This window comes from Chromobacterium indicum (assembly GCF_039708975.1).
GTDB lineage: Bacteria > Pseudomonadota > Gammaproteobacteria > Burkholderiales > Chromobacteriaceae > Chromobacterium > Chromobacterium piscinae.
Genome location: NZ_JAYFSJ010000008.1, coordinates 189,638 through 206,051 on the forward strand (window position 1 = coordinate 189,638; position 16,414 = coordinate 206,051).

Genomic DNA, 16,414 nt, shown 5'->3' on the forward strand with positions numbered 1-16,414 from the left:
TGGGGTGGATGATGGGACTCGAACCCACGACAACCGGAATCACAATCCGGGACTCTACCAACTGAGCTACATCCACCGCTGATGACGCGATGGTCGAAACCTTGGGGTGGATGATGGGACTCGAACCCACGACAACCGGAATCACAATCCGGGACTCTACCAACTGAGCTACATCCACCGTCGAAACAGTATGACTGCGGCAGTGCCGCAATCTTGCAAATTGTGGGGTGGATAATGGGACTCGAACCCACGACAACCGGAATCACAATCCGGGACTCTACCAACTGAGCTATATCCACCACTGTTTGTTGCCGCCGCTTAAGCGACTGGCGCGCCCGACAGGAATCGAACCTGTAACCCCCAGCTTAGAAGGCTGGTGCTCTATCCGGTTGAGCTACGGGCGCTCTATCGGGCAATTCGTTTTCTGGTCGGGGCGGCGGGATTCGAACTCGCGACCCCCTGATCCCAAATCAGGTGCGCTACCAGGCTGCGCTACGCCCCGAACAGAGACCGCAACTATACGGACGAGGCATGGGACTGTCAACGGCTTTGTGCAAATATTTTCGGGGCTTTCCGGGGTGTTTTGGCCTTGGCGGAATAGCGTGTTTGTTTTTTCTTTATTTATCTTGATCTTAAGAAAAATAATCCGCCGAGCGCCCTTACTGCACTGCGCAATTAATGCGAGAATAGCGGCCGTTATTCATTGCACCAATATGGGAATCAGGCATGTCGGCACAATTGATCGATGGCAAGGCGGTAGCGGAAAAACTGCTGGAGAAGGTGCGCGCGGGCGTGGAAGAGCGCCTGGGGCAGGGCAAGCGGGCGCCGGCGCTGGCGGTGATCCTGGTCGGAGACAATCCGGCCTCCGCGGTTTACGTGGGCAGCAAGAAAAAGGCCTGCGAAAAGGCGGGCATCCGTTCTGTCGCTTACGATTTGCCGGCCGCCACCAGCCAAAAGGAATTGCTGGAAATCATCGATGGCTTGAATGCGGACGCCGGCGTGGACGGCATTCTGGTGCAATTGCCGCTGCCGGCGCAGATCGATCCGCAGGCGGTGATCGAGCGCATCGATCCGAAAAAGGATGTGGACGGCTTTCACCCGTATAATGTAGGCCGCCTGGCGATCAAGATGCCGCTGCTGCGGCCGTGCACGCCGCGCGGCGTGATGACGCTGCTGGAAGAGTACGGCATCGATCCCAAGGGCAAGAAGGCGGTGATCGTCGGCGCGTCCAATATCGTCGGCCGCCCGCAGGCGCTGGAAATGCTGCTGGCGCGCGCCACTGTCACCGTCTGCCACAGCGCGACGCAGAATCTGGCGGAGGAAGTGGCCGGAGCGGACATCCTGGTGGCCGGCGTCGGCATTCCCAATTTCGTCAAGGGCGAGTGGATCAAGCCGGGCGCGGTGGTGATCGACGTGGGCATCAACCGGCTGGATACCGGCAAGCTGTGCGGCGACGTGGAATTCGATGTCGCGCGCGAGCGGGCAGGCTTCATCACCCCGGTGCCGGGCGGCGTGGGGCCGATGACGGTGGCGACGCTGTTGCAGAACACGCTGGATTCCGCCAATCTGAACGCCTGAGCCGACAGCCGCCCGAGCGGCGGCCCAAGCCAGCTCGCCACAGCCGCCGCAGCGCCGGGCTGTGGCGATTTTGTTTTCGGGAATGCCGGCTTGCCTGCGTCATGGCGGCGTTCGAATGTGCAGACAGCCGCGCTTGGCTGTTTTAGTATCAGATTTAGTATCACATAAAACTAATTTACGGATTTGCTTCATGAGTCACGACAAGCACTCGGCGACGCTGTTGATCAGCGCGCCGGACAAGAAGGGCCTGGTAGCGGCCATCGCCAATTTCCTGATGACCTACAACGCCAACATCATGCATGCGGACCAGCATCAGGACACCAGCGAAAACCTGTTCCTGATGCGGGTGCAGTGGGATCTGGACGGCTTCACGTTGCCGATGGACAGCTTCGCCGCCGCGTTCCAGCCTATCGCCGACGAGCACGGCATGAACTGGAAGGTATCGCTGTCCGCGCGCAAGCCGCGGATGGCTATCTTCGTATCCCAGTACGAGCATTGCCTGGTGGACCTGATGCACCGTTGGCGCATCGGCGAGCTGGATTGCGACATCCCGCTGGTGATTTCCAACCACGAAACCTGCCGCCGACTGGTGGAGTTCAACGGCATCCCTTTCCATGTGATCAAAGTCACCAAGGACAACAAGGCCGAGGCCGAGGCCGAGCAGTTCCGCCTGCTGGAAGAGGCGGGCGTCGATTTCATCGTGCTGGCGCGCTATATGCAGATCCTGTCCAGCGGCTTCGTCGAGCGCTATCCCGACCGCGTGATCAACATCCACCACAGCTTCCTGCCGGCCTTCGACGGCGCCAAGCCCTATCACCGCGCCTTCGCGCGCGGCGTGAAGCTGATCGGCGCCACCAGCCACTATGTGACCGAGGATCTGGACGAGGGCCCGATCATCGAGCAGGAAGTCACCCGCATCTCGCACCGCGACACGGTGGAGGATCTGGTGGAGAAGGGCCGCGACCTGGAAAAAGTGGTGTTGTCCCGCGCCGTGCGCTGGCATCTGGACAACCGCGTGCTGTCGTACAGCAACAAGACCGTGGTTTTCGACTGAGGATGCCATGCGCCTGTTGATCGACGATGTGCTTGATTTGCTGCGCCTGCGGGTCAAGCCGCTGGCCGCCTACCAGTATGCCTGGTGGCAGCCGGCGCTGTTGCTGACGCTGATGGGCGCGGTTTCCAGCGGCGATACCGCCGAGCTGGGCGGCAATATCGCCGGCCGCATCGGCTTCATGGTGCTGTTCACCTGGCTGCAGACGCTGATGTTCGCCCGCTTCATGGGTGTCTGGCTGCGCTGGGGCAAGGGCGAAGTCAGCGGCTCGCTGTTCGGCCTGGTGGTGGTGGCCAGCGGTTTGCAATTCGTGGAGCCGCTGACCAGCTGGCTGCCGGGAGATGCCGCCAAGGTGATAGACATCCTGCTGTCGCTGCTTGGCCTGGTGGTGCTGGTCAACGCGCTGTCCAAGGTGGCGCAGGTGTCAGTGATGCGTACGCTTGCCGGCGTGGTGCTGTTCGCGCCCTTGTCGCTGCTGTTGCTGGCGGCCACGCTGTCTTTCGCCAAGGCCGCAGGCTGGGTGGAGCTGCCTCAGGAGATGGTGGAGATGATGCAGCAGCAGGGCGCTGCCAGCGATGCCGCGTCGGCGGTGAAAAAATAAACCGCATGGCGGGCAAGAAAAAAGGACACGCGCACGCGTGTCCTTTTTGTTTTGAGGATTGAATCCCTCAGTCCACCTTGGCGATGTAGCGGGCCAGGCCCAGCAGCGCGCGCAGCGCTTCTCCTTTGGCGGTTTCCTCGTTGCGCAGCCTGGCGTAGCGGCGCAGGATGGCCCGTCCTTCGACGAACAAATCCATATCGGTATCCGGCGACGACACCAGCGCGATGCGCTCGATCTCGTTCTGCGGCTTGGGCTGTCCCTGGGCGATGCACAGGTAAACCTTGTGGGCGTTGAACGGGGTGATGTGATCGAACAGGTACAGCATGGAGTTGATGCGCAGGCCGGTTTCCTCGCGGATTTCGCGAATCAGCGCCTGGGAGCGCAGTTCGCCGCGATTGGCCTTGCCGCCGGGGAGGTTGTAACGGCCGCCGCGGCTGGCGGTGACCAGCACGCCGTCCGGCATCTCGATGATGGCTGTGGCGCGCCTGGCCAGGTCGCTGGGCAGGCGTTCATTCTTACGGTCTTCCAATACGTTCATTCTTCCAAAATATCATTATTTGATGAGGTCTGACGCCTCGAGCCAGCATTCCAAACACAGATAGCGCCCTTTGGCGGCGCCATCTGTATTTCAATAAGTAGAATTACTGGTCACATGCCATTTTATATCAAGGCATGGCCAAGTCCAGCGCATTTATACGAGTTTGACCAGTAAACCGACAAGGCCGACCAGCAGGCAGTAAAAGCCGAACGGTCGCAGCGACTCGATTTCGGTTTTCTTGAAGTAACGCATCAGAAACCAGGTGCTGGCATAGGCGCACAGTCCCGAAACGGCGCCGCACGCTAGCAGCAGCCCCCATTGCGGGGCGCCGCTGCCGTGGTGCGCCAGCTTGGGAATCTCCAGCACACCCGCCGCGGTGATGATGGGCGTGGCCAGCAGGAAGGAAAAGCGGGCGGAGGAGGCGTAGTCCAGGCCGTGGGCCAGTCCGGCCACCAGCGTGGCGCCGGAGCGGGAGAAGCCCGGCAGCAGCGCCAGCGCCTGGCCGGCGCCTATCTTGATCGCGCCGGCGAAGCTCAGTTCGGACAGTTCGTGCGAAGCGGTTTTCTTTTTCAGACGGTCGCCCCACAGCAGCATCAGGCCGTTCAGCGCCAGGAAAACCAGCACCGCGGTGGCGCTGGTGAACAGCGCGCGCAATTGTTTTTCCAGCAGCAGGCCCAGCAGGCCGGCCGGTATGGTGCCGGCGATCACCAGCCACATCAGGCGCGCGTGCGGATTGCTGGCGCGGCCGCCGGCTTTCAGCCAGCCGCCGATCAGGTCTGTCCAGTCGCGGCGGAAGTAGATCAGCAGCGCGGCGGCGGTGCCCAGATGCAGCATGACCATGAAGGGCAGGAAGTCGGGATGGGTGCGGTTGATCGACCAGTGCAGCCAGTCGGGTATCAGCACGCCGTGGCCCAGGCTGCTGACGGGAAATAATTCGCTGATGCCCTGGATCACGGCAAACAGCAAGGCTTCGGTCGCGTTCATGGCTCCCCCTTGGATAGGACGCGGAAGAAACGGGCGGCGGATCCGCCGCGCCCGTTTTGGAAGAATGACCGCTTCTTAACGCGCAAGCCAGCTGTCCGGTTTACCGGATCGTTCAGTGCGGGCGGCGCGGCTCTTCCCGATCCAGCTCCTGCTCTTCCTGCTCCAGCTGGCGGCGGATGGCGGCGAAGAAATCATGGATGCCGTGCACGGAGGGAGAGAGAGACGCCAGCAGCTCGGCCCGGGTTTCGGCGTCGATGGCGTCGACGAAGGGGCGCATTTCCGGGTCTGGATGACGCTCGAAGCCCAGAATCATGATCGGCTCGAGCAGCGGCGCGTTGTCAGGGGAGTCGAACAGCAGGCCCCAGTCGTCGTTCAGCAGCTCCATGCCGGCGGCGAAGCCTTCGGCCCAGTCATTGCCGGTGGTCTGGCCGGCCGTGTCGGCATCCAGCCATGGCTGAAACTCGCCCTGCTTCAGCGCTTCGGCGATGTCCTGCCAGTGTCCGCGCAACAGCGCCACGAACTGCTCCAGCGCTTTTTCGCTGGGAAAGGCCGACTCGTCGTCGAAAGCGTCGCCCAGGATCAGCGGCAGGCACTCCGCCGGGCGCACGGCCTCCGGGCCGGCGAGCAGCGCGGCGAAGAAACCGTCCAGCCGCTCCAGATTCATGCAACCGTGGCCGGCGAAGCGGGCGAGGGTGGCGGACAGGCGTTGATAATCTTGTTCGCTGAGCGGCTTGTGCGACATGGCGGATTCTTCTAGTTAGGTCAGGCGGCCATTATGGGGCAGGGCGGAGCAAAACAAAACCGCCCGCGCAGGGCGGGCGGCTTGGCGGGGCGGTCGGGGCTTAGTAGGAAGCCAGCACCAGGCCGGCGATCAGCGCCGACAGGATGCTCACCAGCGAGGAGCCGTAGACCAGCTTCAGGCCGAAGCGGGACACCATGTTGCCGCGATCTTCGTCCAGGCCCTTCACCGCGCCGGCGATGATGCCGATCGAGCTGAAGTTGGCGAAGGACACCAGGAAGATGGACAGCACGCCGCGGGTGTAGCTGGACAGGTGCGCGGCCTGGTTCTTCAGTTCCAGCATGGCGACGAACTCGTTGGTCACCAGCTTGGTGGCCATGATGCTGCTGGCGGTCAGCGCTTCGTGGCTAGGCACGCCCATCAGCCAGGCGAACGGCCAGAACACGTAGCCCAGGATGGTCTGGAAGTTGATGCCGAAGATGGCGGTGAAGATGAAGTTCACGCAGGCGATCAGCGCGATGAAGCCGACCAGCATGGCGGCCACGATCACGGCGATCTTGAAGCCGGTCAGGATGTACTCGCCCAGCATCTCGAAGAAGGACACGCGGTGCGCATCGCTGCTGATCAGTTCGTCCTCGCCCAGCGCGCTGTCGTAGGGGTTGATCAGCGACAGCACCACGAAGGTGCTGAACAGGTTGAGCACCAGCGCGGTCACCACGAAGCGCGGCTCGATCATCTGCATGTAGGAGCCGACGATGGACATCGACACGGTGGACATCGCGGTGGCGGCCAGCGTGTACATGCGCTTCTCGTCGAAGGTGTGGATGATGTTCTTGTAGGCGATGAAGTTTTCGGACTGGCCGACCATCATCGAACTGATGGCGTTGAACGACTCGATCTTGCCCATGCCGCTGATCTTGGACAGCACGAAGCCGATCGCGCGGATCACCACCGGCAGCACTCGAATGTGCTGCAGGATGCCGATCAGCACCGAGATGAACACGATGGGCATCAGCACATTCAGGAAGAAGCTGAATTCATCCTTGTTCTGGATGCCGCCGAAGGCGAACTTGGTGCCTTCGCCGGCGAAGTCCATCAGCTTGGTGAAGACGCCGGAAATGCTGCCGACGATGGCGAGGCCGTAAGTGGTGTTGAGCAGGAAGAACGCCAGGGCGATCTCGATGACCAGCAGCTGGATCACGGAGCGGATCTTGATGTTCTTGCGGTCGCGGGCGACCAGCTGGGTGAGGGCCAGTACCACGATCAGGCCGATGATGAATTGGACGATATGCATGATGAATGTCGCTTTGTGGGTTCCCCCTGCCTAGGCAGGTATCGAGCATGGTTCCGGTCCCGCCTGATGCCGCGGGCCGTATGCCGGTTTTTATAAAATGCGGTCAGCGCCGCGCCGGGCGGCATGCGCTTGGAGCGAATGCCATCGGCGTGAGCACAATGCGCTGAAGCAGAGAATAATACTTGTCTTTAGATCAAACAATCTGTCTTTAGATAAAGAGAAGCGGCCCGCCCCGGCGCGTGCCTGGGGCGGGCCGCTTTTCATGTCTATTGACCCGATTGGGCTTCCTCCGCCTCGCGGCGGGCTTGCTCGGCGAAGTAATGCGCGCGGCGCGCTTCCTTGGCGGCGGCTTTCTCCGCCAGCTCGGCGGCTTTCTTTTCCTTTTCCGCGTTTTCTTCCGCCAGGCGCGCCGCCTTGGCGGCCTCGCGTTCGGCGGCTTCGATCGCCTCGATCTCCTCGACTTCCTTGCGCGTCTTGCACGGGCTGGTTTTTTCGAACCAGGCCACGGATTCGACGTGCGCGGTGTGCGGGAACATGTTGATGATGCCGGCCGCTTTCAGCGTGTAACCCTTGGTGTTGACCAGGATGCCGGCGTCGCGCGCCAGCGTGGCCGGGTTACAGGACACGTAGACGATGCGCTTGGGCGCGGTGTCCTCGGTGATGGCCTTCAGCAGCTGCACCGCGCCGTCGCGCGGCGGGTCCACCAGCATCTTGTCGAATTTTCCTAGGGCCGCGAACGACTCCTCGGTCACCTCGAACAGGTTGGCCATCTCGTAGCTCACCTTGTCCTGCAGCTGATTATGCGTGGCGTTCTCCACCGCGCGCTTCACCAGCGGCTGGCTGCCTTCCATGCCGTGCACGATGGCGCCGGAGCGGGCGATGGGCAGCGTGAAGTTGCCGATGCCGCAGAACATGTCGGCGATGCGCTCGCCCGGCTGCGGGTCCAGGAACTTCAGCGCGCGGGCCACCATCACCGCGTTGATTTGCGGGTTCACCTGAGTGAATTCGGTGGGGTAATAGGGCATCTCCACCGCGAACTCCGGCATGCTGTAGGTCAGCTTGGGCGCGTCCAGCGGGTAGATCGGGTAGCAGGTCTCCGGGCCTTTGGGCTGCAGCCAGATCTGCAGCGGGCGCTCGGCGCTGCCGTGGGTGTCGGAAAACGCCTTCAGGATGGCGAAGTCGGCGTCGGTGATGGCGTCCATATTGCGGAACACCAGAATGTCCAGCTTGTCGCCGACCGCCACTTCCACCTGCGGCATCCGTTGGCTGATCGACAGCGTGGCGATCATCGCGCGCAGCGGCATGATCAGGTCGGAGATATGCTTGGGCAGGATGTGGCACTCGCGCATCTCGGCGATGTAGCTGGAGTTTTTCTCGTGGAAGCCCACCAACACGCCGCCCTTCTTGGCCACCATGCGGGCGGACATGCGGGCGCGGTGGCGATAGTGCCAGGCCGGACCGGCGATGGGGGTGAGCACGCGTTCCGCCTTGACCTTGCCGATGCGCTTGAGATTGTCTTCCAGCACGCGCTGCTTGACCGCCACCTGGGCGGTGAATTCCACGTGTTGCATCGAACAGCCGCCGCAGACGCCGAAGTGCGGGCAGCGCGGCTCGGCGCGCATGAAGCTTTCCTTCAGCACCGCGGAGGTGTTGGCGTTTTCGTAGCTGGGTTTTTTGCGGTAGCTGCTGTAGACAACTTTTTCGTACGGCAGCGCGCCATCGATGAAGATGGTCTTGCCGTCAACGTGGGCGACCCCCCGGCCTTCGTGGTCCAGCGATTCGACCAGGGCAATAGTCTGTGCGTGCGTCATCGTCTTGCTTGCAAAATCAAACGGTAAAACGCGGATTTTCTCAAAAACCGGCGATTCTTGCTGGTTTTTTTACGATCCCGGAATTCGCCGCCTTTCTGTTAGAATCAGCAGCGTGAATCATGGTTACAGAAGGTGCGGTATGTTGAAGCGGTTGTCGGTGCTGGCGCTGGGATGGTGGCTGGCTGTTCCCGTACAGGCGGCGGTGATGCCCGCGCCGGATGTCGCGGTCAATCCCATAGGCCGCCACCTGGTGCTTAATCTGCCGCAGGCGCGGCTATTCCTGTATCAGGACGGCAAGCTGGCGCGGATCTTCCCGGTGGCGGTCGGCAAGATGCTGACCCAGACCCCGACCGGCAGCTTCGACATCACCGGCATCTACCGCGCGCCGAGCTGGCACGTGCCCAAGTCCATCCAGGAAGAGATGCGGCGCAACGGCAAGGAAGTGCAGACCGTGGTGCCGCCGGGGCCCAACAATCCGCTGGGCCCGGTCTTCGTGCGTTTCGGCGAGAGCAGCCTGGGCCTGGGCTTCCACGGCACCAACGCGCCGGGCTCGGTGCCGGGTTTCCGCAGCCACGGCTGTGTCCGGCTGCGCAACAACGACGCGCTGGAGCTGGCCGGCACCGTCAGCCGCGGCGACGCGGTCACCGTCGCCTACCAGACCATCATCTTGAGCGAGGACGAAGCCGGCCAGCTGTGGCTGACCGTCTACCGCAACCACTACCGGCAGAGCGATCCCTCGCTGCCGTACCTGGCGGACACGCTGCTGGCCTGGCAGCGCCAGCACCAGCAGGCCTTGTTCGGCCAGCGGGTGGACAATGCGCTGAAGCAGCGCGACGGCAAGCCGGTTTGCCTGAGCTGCAAGAGCGCCAAAACCGACATCAACGGCAATCTCAGCGCCTTGCCCTGGTTGTCGAAGATGAACCCGCCGGTTCCGCCCGCGCCCGCCGCGCCGGCGGCCAGCCAGCCGCAGAACGAGCGCCAGCCGGGACCGCCGTCGGCCAGGGCTGGTCAGCGCGTCCGGCCTGTGGCCAAGACGGGCTGAGTCCGTTGGTTTGAGTCAATGAGTCCGGGCCGCGATCGCGGTCCGGATGCGTTTGGCGGCGAGCTTACTGCGCCGCGGCCTTCAGCGCCTGGGCGATGTCGGCCAGGATGTCGTCGATATGCTCGATGCCGATCGACAGCCGCACCAGCTCTGGCCGCACGCCGGCCTGTAATTGTTCCTCCGGCGACAGCTGGCGGTGGGTGGTGGTGGCCGGGTGGCAGGCCAGCGACTTGGCGTCGCCGATATTGACCAGCCGCGTCACCAGCTGCAGCGCGTCGATGAAACGGCCGCCGGCCGCCGCGCCGCCCTTGATGCCGAAGGACAGGATGCCCGAGGCGCGGCCGCCCAGGTAGCGGTCGGCCAGCGGCTTGCTGGGGTGGTCCGGCAGGCCAGCGTACTCCACCCATTCCACCGCCGCGCTTTCCTTCAGGAAGCTAGCCGCTTTCAATGCGTTGTCGCAGATGCGGTCCATCCGCAGCGCCAGCGTTTCTATGCCCTGCAGGATCAGGAAGGCGTTGAATGGCGACAGCGCCGCGCCCATGTTCCGCAGCGGCACTACCCTGGCGCGGGCGATATAGGCGGCCTCGCCCAGCGCTTCCACGTAGTTGACGCCGTGGTAGCTGACGTCCGGCTCGTTCAGCCGCTTGAAGCGTGCCTTGTGTTGTCCCCATGGGAACTTGCCGGAGTCGACGATGGCGCCGCCTATGCTGTTGCCGTGTCCGCCCAGGTATTTGGTCAGGCTGTGGACCACGATGTCGGCGCCGTGTTCGAACGGCCGGCACAGATAGGGCGAGGGCACGGTGTTGTCGACGATCAGCGGCAGGCCATGTCGATGGGCCTCGGCGGCGAAGGCGGCGAAGTCCACCACATTGCCTAGCGGGTTGCCTATCGATTCGCAGAACACGGCCTTGGTGCGCTCGTCCACCAGCGCGGCGATCGCGGCCGGGTCCTTGTAATCGACGAAACGGACTTCGATGCCCAACTGCGGGAAGGTGTGGGCGAACAGGTTGTAGGTGCCGCCGTACAGGGTGCGGGTGGCGATGATGTTGTCGCCGGCTTCGGCGATGGTCTGGATCGAGTAGCTGACCGCCGCCATGCCGGACGCCACCGCCAGCGCGCCGATGCCGCCCTCCAGCGCCGCGATCCGTTTTTCCAGCACGTCGGTGGTGGGGTTCATGATGCGGGTGTAGATATTGCCCTGCACCTTGAGGTCGAACAGGTCGGCTCCGTGCTGGGTGCTGTCGAAGGCGTAGCTGGTGGTCTGGTACAGCGGCACCGCTACCGCCTTGGTGGTCGGGTCGGGGCTGTAGCCAGCGTGGACTGCGAGGGTTTCCAGTTTCATCGTGGGCTCCGGTTGAGTGGGCGGGTGGCTGCAGGCACTTGTCATGATCGCTTACCTTAATGCCGCCGCGCGCTTGCCACAAGGAGATATCGATGATGGCGGATATAACTTTTGAATCTATTTAATCCATTGTCGATCAGTCTTGTTCCGCTTATTCCCATCCAGGATGGCCGCGCCGCAGCTCCGTCCAGATTTTCAAAACGTGGGCCGCGTAGGGCTGGGCCTTGCTCGGGGTGGGGCTGTGATAGGCGCCGATGCCGGCTACCCAGCTGCCGGTGCGCCTCACTTCGGAAGAGAGCAGCCAAGCGGCGACCTGGACATTGACGCAGGGATCGTATAGCCGGGCGCGGTCGATGCCGTAGCGCGCCAGCTTGGGCAGCCAGTTGTCGTTGATCTGCCAGTAGCTGATGTCGCTGCTGCCGTTGCGGTTGCGGCCGGTAATGTAGGGATTGCTGAACTGGACGCCGGACTCTTTTACTTTCAGCGCCATCAGCAGCAGATAGGGCACGCTGAAGCGGCGAGAAGCGTCCAGCGCGCAATTGGCGGTACGTCTGATATCGAAGTGTTCCGTGACGCGGTCGACGGGAGCCGCCTGGCAGGAGAAGACCGGCAAGAACGCGAAGACGAGTCTCCATGGCGGGAAGATGGCGCGGGAACGGCGTGCGAGCGGACTCATGGCAGGCGCCGCAACGGTCCCAGGGCATCCCGGACCTTGCGCTCGCCAGCGCCGTCGTCGAGGAAGGGACCGATTCGAACCTGGAATTTCCTGCCGACATCCTGGATCTGGCTGTCAAATCCCTTGGTTTTGTAGGCAGCGGCTACGCGCGCGGCCAAGGCGCGTTTGGCGAAGATCCCGCCGTCCATCGCGTATTTCTGCGCGGGGGGCTTTTCTGGCGTTTTGGCGGCGGCCGGAGAGCCGATGATCATTCGCGTGTAGTCGAGCGCGATGGTTCTGGATTTGGCGTCGACCACCAGTACGTAGGGGAACTGGTCGCCGATGGCCTGCAGCACCGTCAGCGCCGGCTGCGACGCGCTTTTGATGTGGACGATGACGGCATTGTCGGGGGCGCCGCGTTCCTCGAAATGCCAACCGATGGCGTCGGCGAGGTTTTGGGCGATCTCGCGCGGCGAGCCGGTATAGTCCGCCGAGTACGCCTGTCTGAGGTCCTCGGCGGGATTCGCCGAGGCGCGCGGCACCGCCTGGCGGCCATCTTTCGCCGTCTCCATGGTTTTGGCTAGGGCGGCCAGTTCGGAGGGCGCGCCCGGCCGATTGTATGGGGGCGGAGCGCAAGCGCTGAGGGCGGCGGCGAGTAGCGCCAGCCATGGTGATGTTTTCATTTTCTTAAATTTATTTGATAAAATATTAACTATATCAAACATAAAATTGACAGGCTACTCCTTCCGCTGGCGCGTGGTGTGTCGTTTGAGACTTGCCTTGTATTGATCACGACATGATCTTATTTGACTGGCATTGATAAAATGTTTGATATAATATGCATCAAAGTGAACTATTAGGGTTCGGCTGTGAAGAAGAAACTATTTCTGGCGACGTTCGTGCTGATGCACGCGGCTCAGGCGCGCGCAGGATTTCTGTACTTGGGGGGCGATACCGGCTTGCAGCCGCCGACCGCGGCGTTGGCGGGCGGCGCCGAGGCCAAGACTTCGCCGCCTGCGCCGGCAGCCACGGCGGCATCGCCAGTCATGCCCGGAGCCACGGCGGCATCGCCAGTCATGCCCGGAGCCGCGGCGGCGGCGCCAGCAGCGTCAGCGGCGCCGATGCCGGTGGCGACAGCAATGCCGCCCGCAACGGCAGCCGAAGGGCTGGCCGGTGCCGTGGGCAGCCGTGTCGTTTTGCGCTTGCGGCCCGGGGTGGGCAGGGTTTCCGCCGCGCTGCGCGATTTTGCCAAAACTAATGGCTGGGTTCTGGCTTGGGAGTTGGATCGTGATTTTCCGATCGACTACCCCGCGACTTTCAGCGGTTCTTTTCTCGATGTGATCGAGCAGGTGGCCAGGTCATTGCAGAACACCGATTCGCCGGTGCGGGTCAAGGTTTACGAGGCGAATAAAGTCATTCGCGTGCTTCAAGCCGCACGATGAGGGGATGTATGAGGAAAATGCTTGTTGTCGCGTGCGGCTCGGTGATGGTGGCCGGCTGCGGCACGCCGGGTCTGTTGCAAAGCATTGATGAGCGCATCGGGGACGTGCAGGACGCATCGCGCAAGGCGGGAGCGGAACTGGCGTATCCGACGGCGGGCCTGGTTGAGCGGAATGGAGGGGCCTGGCTCGCCCACCGTTCGGTAGTGATCGATGAGGCCGATGCATTGCCGGCCCGTTTTGATGAGCCCGCCAGCTTCGCTTCCGGCCGGGCTTTGCCGTTGTCGCTGCTGCTGGAGCAGATCGCCAAGGAGCAAGGCATCGTCATCCGTCTGGCGCGGGATATTTTCAGCGCCGGGTCAGCCAAACTGGCCGGTCCGGCTCCGTCGGCGGCCGCGATGCCGGCGCTGCCGCCAGGCTTGGGAGCGGCGTTGCCGCCGCCTGCGGCGACTGGCGGTGATGCAGAGCCCAGGGCGCAGGTAAATTACAGCGGCAGCCTGCGCGGCTTGCTGGATGCCGTGGCCAACCGGACTGGCACCTATTGGATTTACCGCAACGGCTCGGTCAAATTCTCCCGCTTGCTTACCCGTACTTTTCAGATCAAGACCATGCCGGGCACCTCCAGCTATGCCGCCAAAGTGGGCAAGAGCTCGCAGAGCAGCACGGGAGGGAGTGGCTCCGCCGGAGGCTCCAGCTTGAATTTCGGCTCGGATTCATCGGTCAGCATGAATTCGGAAATGAAATACTGGGACCGGCTCAGCGATACGGTCAACAGCATGCTGTCGCCGCTTGGGCGGGCGGTGTCGTCCGAGATGACCAGCTCCATCACGGTAACCGATTCGGCCGACGTCATTGAGCGCGTGAGCCGCTACATTGACGGCGAAAACGCGGTGCTGGGGCGGCAGGTCAGCTTGTCGGTGCAGGTGTTTTCAATCCGCCTGACCCGAGATTCGGCTGCGGGCATAGATTGGAATCTGGTGTACCAGGCCGCGCAAAGCGGTTGGGGTAGCTCGTTCCGGATGTCGGGCAATTCGGATACTGCTCAAGGCGTATTCGGCATCACGATGGATTCCGGGCAGTTCAAAGGATCGCGGATCTTGCTGCAGGCGCTGAGCCAGCAAGGGCGCGTCAGCACGGTGGTCAATACCAATGTCGTCACGCTCAATAATCAGCCGGCGCCGGTGGCGGTCACCAGCAACCGCGGCTATCTGGCCCGGGTGACCAGCACGCCCGGCACCAACGGTTCCGCTCCCAGCGTCGGGCTGGAGCCGGGCCTGATCTCGACCGGCTTCGTCATGAACTTGCTGCCGACCTTGCTGGACAACAGCAGCGTCATGTTGCAGGTGCAGATCGACCTGTCCGAGCTGATGGGGATCGATGAGGTCAAGTCTGGAGACAACCTGATTCAGACGCCGAATACCTCGTCGGTGCAGACAATGCAGCGCGCGGCGCTGAAGTCCGGGCAGACGCTGATCCTGAGCGGTTTCCGCCAAGCCAGGAACAACACGCGGCGCAAGGGCGTGATCGCGTACGAGGGGGGGACGAAGACCGCCTCGCAGAGCGATGAGGAAGTCATCGTGGTCATTTCGCCGCAATTGACCGAGGGCGTGTGAGGTGTCCCGGCTGCTGTTCGGCAATCTGGTCGTCGAGGTCCGGTGGGAGGCGCTGCTTGGGCTGAGCAAGGAAGCGGACGAGATCCGCGAACTATCCTCGCGCCGCGGAACCCGGCAGTTCCTGGTGTTGCGCAACCAGCTGGGGCCGCATGTGGCGGGCTTGGCCGATTTGCCCGGCAATGTGCGCAAAACGGCGTATTTCGCCTTGGCCGGCCTGCTGCGGGAGATGTCTGATGATGACAACATTCTCTTTCTGCATACCGACCCGGAGGATGCGGACAGCCTGATTTTCATCGCCATACACGAAGGCAAGCCGACGCATGACCGGGTGCTCTCCCGCGACGAGGCCCTCGTCGCGGCCAGGCAGTTCATCCAGGAGGTCGGGACCGGCGTCACCATCCTGGGCGATGTGTCGGAAGGCTCGCTGGTGGCGACCAGGCTGCTCGATCTCGAGCATATCGTCAGCGCGCTGGCCGATGAAGACAAGGCGGCTTCGCGCTTCCTGCCCTTGCCCGGCGGCGGCCGTTGGGCGGTCGCGCTGTTGTTGCTGATGCTGGCTGGCATGGGCGGCGGCGCCTGGTGGTGGACGCAGGAACAGGAGCGCGAACGGCAAGCGAGTCTGGCGGCGCTGCAGGCGGCCAGTCCCGATCCGGCGGCGATCTACCGAGGCCAGATGGAAAAAGCCTGGCAGGGACTTCCTTTGCGGCATGGCCTGGGGTATGCGCGGGCGATGCAGGGCGTCATCCAGCAATTGCCGTTGCTGGCGGGAGGATGGCGGATCAGCCGCATGTCGTGCCAGAACGGCGTTTGCGCGCTGACCTGGCTGCGCGGGATCGGCGGCACGTTTGAAACTTTGTTGGCGCAGCGCCGCAATGTCCGCTTTCAGGACATGAACACTGCTGAAGAGAGCCTGGATTTCGCTCCGCCGGCTGGCGCCGCGGCGATCGAGGCGATGGATGCCTCGCAGTTCTACCTGAAGGCCGGTGTGCGGATGCAGATGCTGGATGACTACGGCAAATCCTTCTCGGGCGAAAACCGGCTGCAGGTGGCATTGGACAGGATCGAGCCCCTGGTGCCGGTGCCGCCCGAGCTCAAGAGCCGGGCGGGCGAGGTTCGGCCGCTGGCCAAGGGAAGCTGGATGCTGCAAGGCCATCTGGCATTTCTGGACTCTTTGCCGGGCCTGATGGAGAAGGCCAACAACATGACGATAGATCAACTCGCAGTGACGATAGATGACAAGAATCCGGCGTTCTCTGCCAAGGGGACGTTTTATGTCCGCTAATCCGCTGAAATGGCTGGCGGCCGCTTGGCTGGCGCTGGCTTTGCCCGCGGCGGCGGAAACGATAGACAGTTTCGCCAAGGGCGCGCTGTCGTCGAACGGCGGCATGCCGCCGTTGCCCGCCGGAGGGGCGGCGCTGGCATTGCCTGGGCCCGGAGGGGAGGCGGCGCAGCCGTTCGACCTGATGTTCATTCAGAGCCGGGGCAAGGTGCGCAAAGCTTACATCGTGGTGGGCGGCAAATACGGCAGGGCAGTCCAGGCCGGCGACATGTTGCAGGAATGGAAGATCGCGGCTGTCGGCGAAGACTATGTCGACATGTCGCGCCGCGGGAAGCGGACGCGCTTGTTGATGGATGCCGGAGCGGCGATCTCGGAGCCGCGCTGAGCGCGGGAGGGAGAGAGTTTTGGAAATGTGGAAATGGTTGACTGGAGCGCCGCGGCGGAACGA

The 16,414-nt window shown here is 62.9% G+C and carries 16 protein-coding genes and 5 tRNA genes; 8 read left to right on the forward strand and 13 right to left on the reverse strand.

Annotated elements, in window-relative coordinates; all coding sequences use genetic code 11:
- The 5 genes from VA599_RS12740 to VA599_RS12760 form a co-directional block, all read right to left on the reverse strand.
- Positions 1 to 76 (reverse strand) — tRNA-His (locus VA599_RS12740).
- A gap of 26 nt (positions 77 to 102) precedes the next feature.
- Positions 103 to 178: transfer RNA gene (locus tag VA599_RS12745), tRNA-His, on the reverse strand.
- 45 nt (positions 179 to 223) lie between these two features.
- Positions 224 to 299 (reverse strand) — tRNA-His (locus VA599_RS12750).
- Between the two features lie 28 nt (positions 300 to 327).
- A tRNA-Arg gene (locus VA599_RS12755) sits at positions 328 to 404 on the reverse strand.
- A 21-nt stretch (positions 405 to 425) separates the two neighbouring features.
- Positions 426 to 502 (reverse strand) — tRNA-Pro (locus VA599_RS12760).
- Between the two features lie 224 nt (positions 503 to 726).
- Here VA599_RS12760 and folD point away from each other — a divergent pair.
- The 3 genes from folD to VA599_RS12775 all read left to right on the forward strand — a co-directional run bounded on the left by folD (position 727) and on the right by VA599_RS12775 (position 3,230).
- Positions 727 to 1,578, forward strand: coding sequence for a bifunctional methylenetetrahydrofolate dehydrogenase/methenyltetrahydrofolate cyclohydrolase FolD (gene folD, locus VA599_RS12765; protein ID WP_104946840.1), 852 nt, complete (start codon positions 727 to 729; stop codon positions 1,576 to 1,578).
- A gap of 190 nt (positions 1,579 to 1,768) precedes the next feature.
- The gene (gene purU, locus VA599_RS12770; protein ID WP_021475696.1) at positions 1,769 to 2,632 is read left to right on the forward strand and encodes a formyltetrahydrofolate deformylase; all 864 of its coding nucleotides are present in this window, start codon (positions 1,769 to 1,771) and stop codon (positions 2,630 to 2,632) included.
- A 7-nt stretch (positions 2,633 to 2,639) separates the two neighbouring features.
- A complete protein-coding gene (locus VA599_RS12775) occupies positions 2,640 to 3,230 on the forward strand; it encodes a hypothetical protein (RefSeq protein WP_346788874.1) in 591 nt (196 codons plus the stop codon).
- Between the two features lie 67 nt (positions 3,231 to 3,297).
- On the opposite strand, the gene VA599_RS12780 is transcribed toward VA599_RS12775, so the two are convergent.
- The 5 genes from VA599_RS12780 to rlmD form a co-directional block, all read right to left on the reverse strand.
- Positions 3,298 to 3,768 carry an NUDIX hydrolase gene (locus VA599_RS12780; protein WP_011135479.1) on the reverse strand — a complete coding sequence of 157 codons (471 nt, stop codon included), beginning with the start codon at positions 3,766 to 3,768 and terminating at the stop codon, positions 3,298 to 3,300.
- Positions 3,769 to 3,921: 153 nt separating this feature from the next.
- A complete protein-coding gene (locus VA599_RS12785) occupies positions 3,922 to 4,752 on the reverse strand; it encodes an undecaprenyl-diphosphate phosphatase (RefSeq protein WP_046155902.1) in 831 nt (276 codons plus the stop codon).
- A 112-nt stretch (positions 4,753 to 4,864) separates the two neighbouring features.
- Positions 4,865 to 5,494 (reverse strand): YecA/YgfB family protein, encoded by a 630-nt coding sequence (locus VA599_RS12790; protein ID WP_104946842.1) that lies wholly within the window; start codon positions 5,492 to 5,494, stop codon positions 4,865 to 4,867.
- A gap of 100 nt (positions 5,495 to 5,594) precedes the next feature.
- Entirely contained in the window at positions 5,595 to 6,785 is a 1,191-nt protein-coding gene (locus VA599_RS12795) for a NupC/NupG family nucleoside CNT transporter (RefSeq protein ID WP_104946843.1), read from the reverse strand.
- A gap of 266 nt (positions 6,786 to 7,051) precedes the next feature.
- The gene (gene rlmD / locus VA599_RS12800; protein WP_104946844.1) at positions 7,052 to 8,596 is read right to left on the reverse strand and encodes a 23S rRNA (uracil(1939)-C(5))-methyltransferase RlmD; all 1,545 of its coding nucleotides are present in this window, start codon (positions 8,594 to 8,596) and stop codon (positions 7,052 to 7,054) included.
- A 139-nt stretch (positions 8,597 to 8,735) separates the two neighbouring features.
- Here rlmD and VA599_RS12805 point away from each other — a divergent pair, with 139 nt between their 5' ends.
- Entirely contained in the window at positions 8,736 to 9,638 is a 903-nt protein-coding gene (locus VA599_RS12805) for a L,D-transpeptidase (protein ID WP_104946845.1), read from the forward strand.
- A gap of 64 nt (positions 9,639 to 9,702) precedes the next feature.
- Here VA599_RS12805 and VA599_RS12810 read toward each other — a convergent pair whose 3' ends face one another.
- From VA599_RS12810 to VA599_RS12820, 3 genes are all read right to left on the reverse strand, one after another.
- Positions 9,703 to 10,980: an O-acetylhomoserine aminocarboxypropyltransferase/cysteine synthase family protein gene (locus VA599_RS12810; protein WP_346788875.1), complete on the reverse strand. Its 1,278-nt coding sequence runs from the start codon at positions 10,978 to 10,980 to the stop codon at positions 9,703 to 9,705.
- Between the two features lie 151 nt (positions 10,981 to 11,131).
- Positions 11,132 to 11,656, reverse strand: a complete 525-nt coding sequence (locus VA599_RS12815; RefSeq protein ID WP_346788876.1) for a lytic transglycosylase domain-containing protein — start codon at positions 11,654 to 11,656, stop codon at positions 11,132 to 11,134.
- Positions 11,653 to 12,360 carry a DotD/TraH family lipoprotein gene (locus VA599_RS12820; RefSeq protein ID WP_346788877.1) on the reverse strand — a complete coding sequence of 236 codons (708 nt, stop codon included), beginning with the start codon at positions 12,358 to 12,360 and terminating at the stop codon, positions 11,653 to 11,655. Before VA599_RS12820 ends, VA599_RS12815 begins: the two co-directional genes overlap by 4 nt.
- A gap of 144 nt (positions 12,361 to 12,504) precedes the next feature.
- Here VA599_RS12820 and VA599_RS12825 point away from each other — a divergent pair, with 144 nt between their 5' ends.
- Genes VA599_RS12825 through VA599_RS12840 form a run of 4 tightly spaced genes read left to right on the forward strand, consistent with a single transcriptional unit; the run spans position 12,505 to position 16,351 of the window.
- Positions 12,505 to 13,077 carry a toxin co-regulated pilus biosynthesis Q family protein gene (locus VA599_RS12825; RefSeq protein WP_346788878.1) on the forward strand — a complete coding sequence of 191 codons (573 nt, stop codon included), beginning with the start codon at positions 12,505 to 12,507 and terminating at the stop codon, positions 13,075 to 13,077.
- Between the two features lie 17 nt (positions 13,078 to 13,094).
- The gene (gene pilN / locus VA599_RS12830; RefSeq protein WP_346788879.1) at positions 13,095 to 14,687 is read left to right on the forward strand and encodes a PilN family type IVB pilus formation outer membrane protein; all 1,593 of its coding nucleotides are present in this window, start codon (positions 13,095 to 13,097) and stop codon (positions 14,685 to 14,687) included.
- Between the two features lies 1 nt (position 14,688).
- Positions 14,689 to 15,969, forward strand: coding sequence for a type 4b pilus protein PilO2 (pilO2, locus tag VA599_RS12835; RefSeq protein ID WP_346788880.1), 1,281 nt, complete (start codon positions 14,689 to 14,691; stop codon positions 15,967 to 15,969).
- Positions 15,959 to 16,351 (forward strand): hypothetical protein, encoded by a 393-nt coding sequence (locus tag VA599_RS12840; protein WP_021478934.1) that lies wholly within the window; start codon positions 15,959 to 15,961, stop codon positions 16,349 to 16,351. Before pilO2 ends, VA599_RS12840 begins: the two co-directional genes overlap by 11 nt.
- Positions 16,352 to 16,414 lie beyond the last annotated feature (63 nt).

Excerpts from the sequence above, each read along its gene's own strand:
- VA599_RS12780 (WP_011135479.1), bottom strand. The coding sequence starts at position 3,768 with ATGAACGTATTGGAAGACCGTAAGAATGAACGCCTGCCCAGCGACCTG.
- VA599_RS12790 (WP_104946842.1), bottom strand. The coding sequence starts at position 5,494 with ATGTCGCACAAGCCGCTCAGCGAACAAGATTATCAACGCCTGTCCGCC.
- VA599_RS12815 (WP_346788876.1), bottom strand. The coding sequence starts at position 11,656 with ATGAGTCCGCTCGCACGCCGTTCCCGCGCCATCTTCCCGCCATGGAGA.
- VA599_RS12785 (WP_046155902.1), bottom strand. The coding sequence starts at position 4,752 with ATGAACGCGACCGAAGCCTTGCTGTTTGCCGTGATCCAGGGCATCAGC.
- pilN (WP_346788879.1), top strand. The coding sequence starts at position 13,095 with ATGCTTGTTGTCGCGTGCGGCTCGGTGATGGTGGCCGGCTGCGGCACG.
- VA599_RS12840 (WP_021478934.1), top strand. The coding sequence starts at position 15,959 with ATGTCCGCTAATCCGCTGAAATGGCTGGCGGCCGCTTGGCTGGCGCTG.
- purU (WP_021475696.1), top strand. The coding sequence starts at position 1,769 with ATGAGTCACGACAAGCACTCGGCGACGCTGTTGATCAGCGCGCCGGAC.
- VA599_RS12820 (WP_346788877.1), bottom strand. The coding sequence starts at position 12,360 with ATGTTTGATATAGTTAATATTTTATCAAATAAATTTAAGAAAATGAAA.
- VA599_RS12795 (WP_104946843.1), bottom strand. The coding sequence starts at position 6,785 with ATGCATATCGTCCAATTCATCATCGGCCTGATCGTGGTACTGGCCCTC.
- folD (WP_104946840.1), top strand. The coding sequence starts at position 727 with ATGTCGGCACAATTGATCGATGGCAAGGCGGTAGCGGAAAAACTGCTG.
- VA599_RS12805 (WP_104946845.1), top strand. The coding sequence starts at position 8,736 with ATGTTGAAGCGGTTGTCGGTGCTGGCGCTGGGATGGTGGCTGGCTGTT.
- VA599_RS12810 (WP_346788875.1), bottom strand. The coding sequence starts at position 10,980 with ATGAAACTGGAAACCCTCGCAGTCCACGCTGGCTACAGCCCCGACCCG.
- rlmD (WP_104946844.1), bottom strand. The coding sequence starts at position 8,596 with ATGACGCACGCACAGACTATTGCCCTGGTCGAATCGCTGGACCACGAA.
- VA599_RS12775 (WP_346788874.1), top strand. The coding sequence starts at position 2,640 with ATGCGCCTGTTGATCGACGATGTGCTTGATTTGCTGCGCCTGCGGGTC.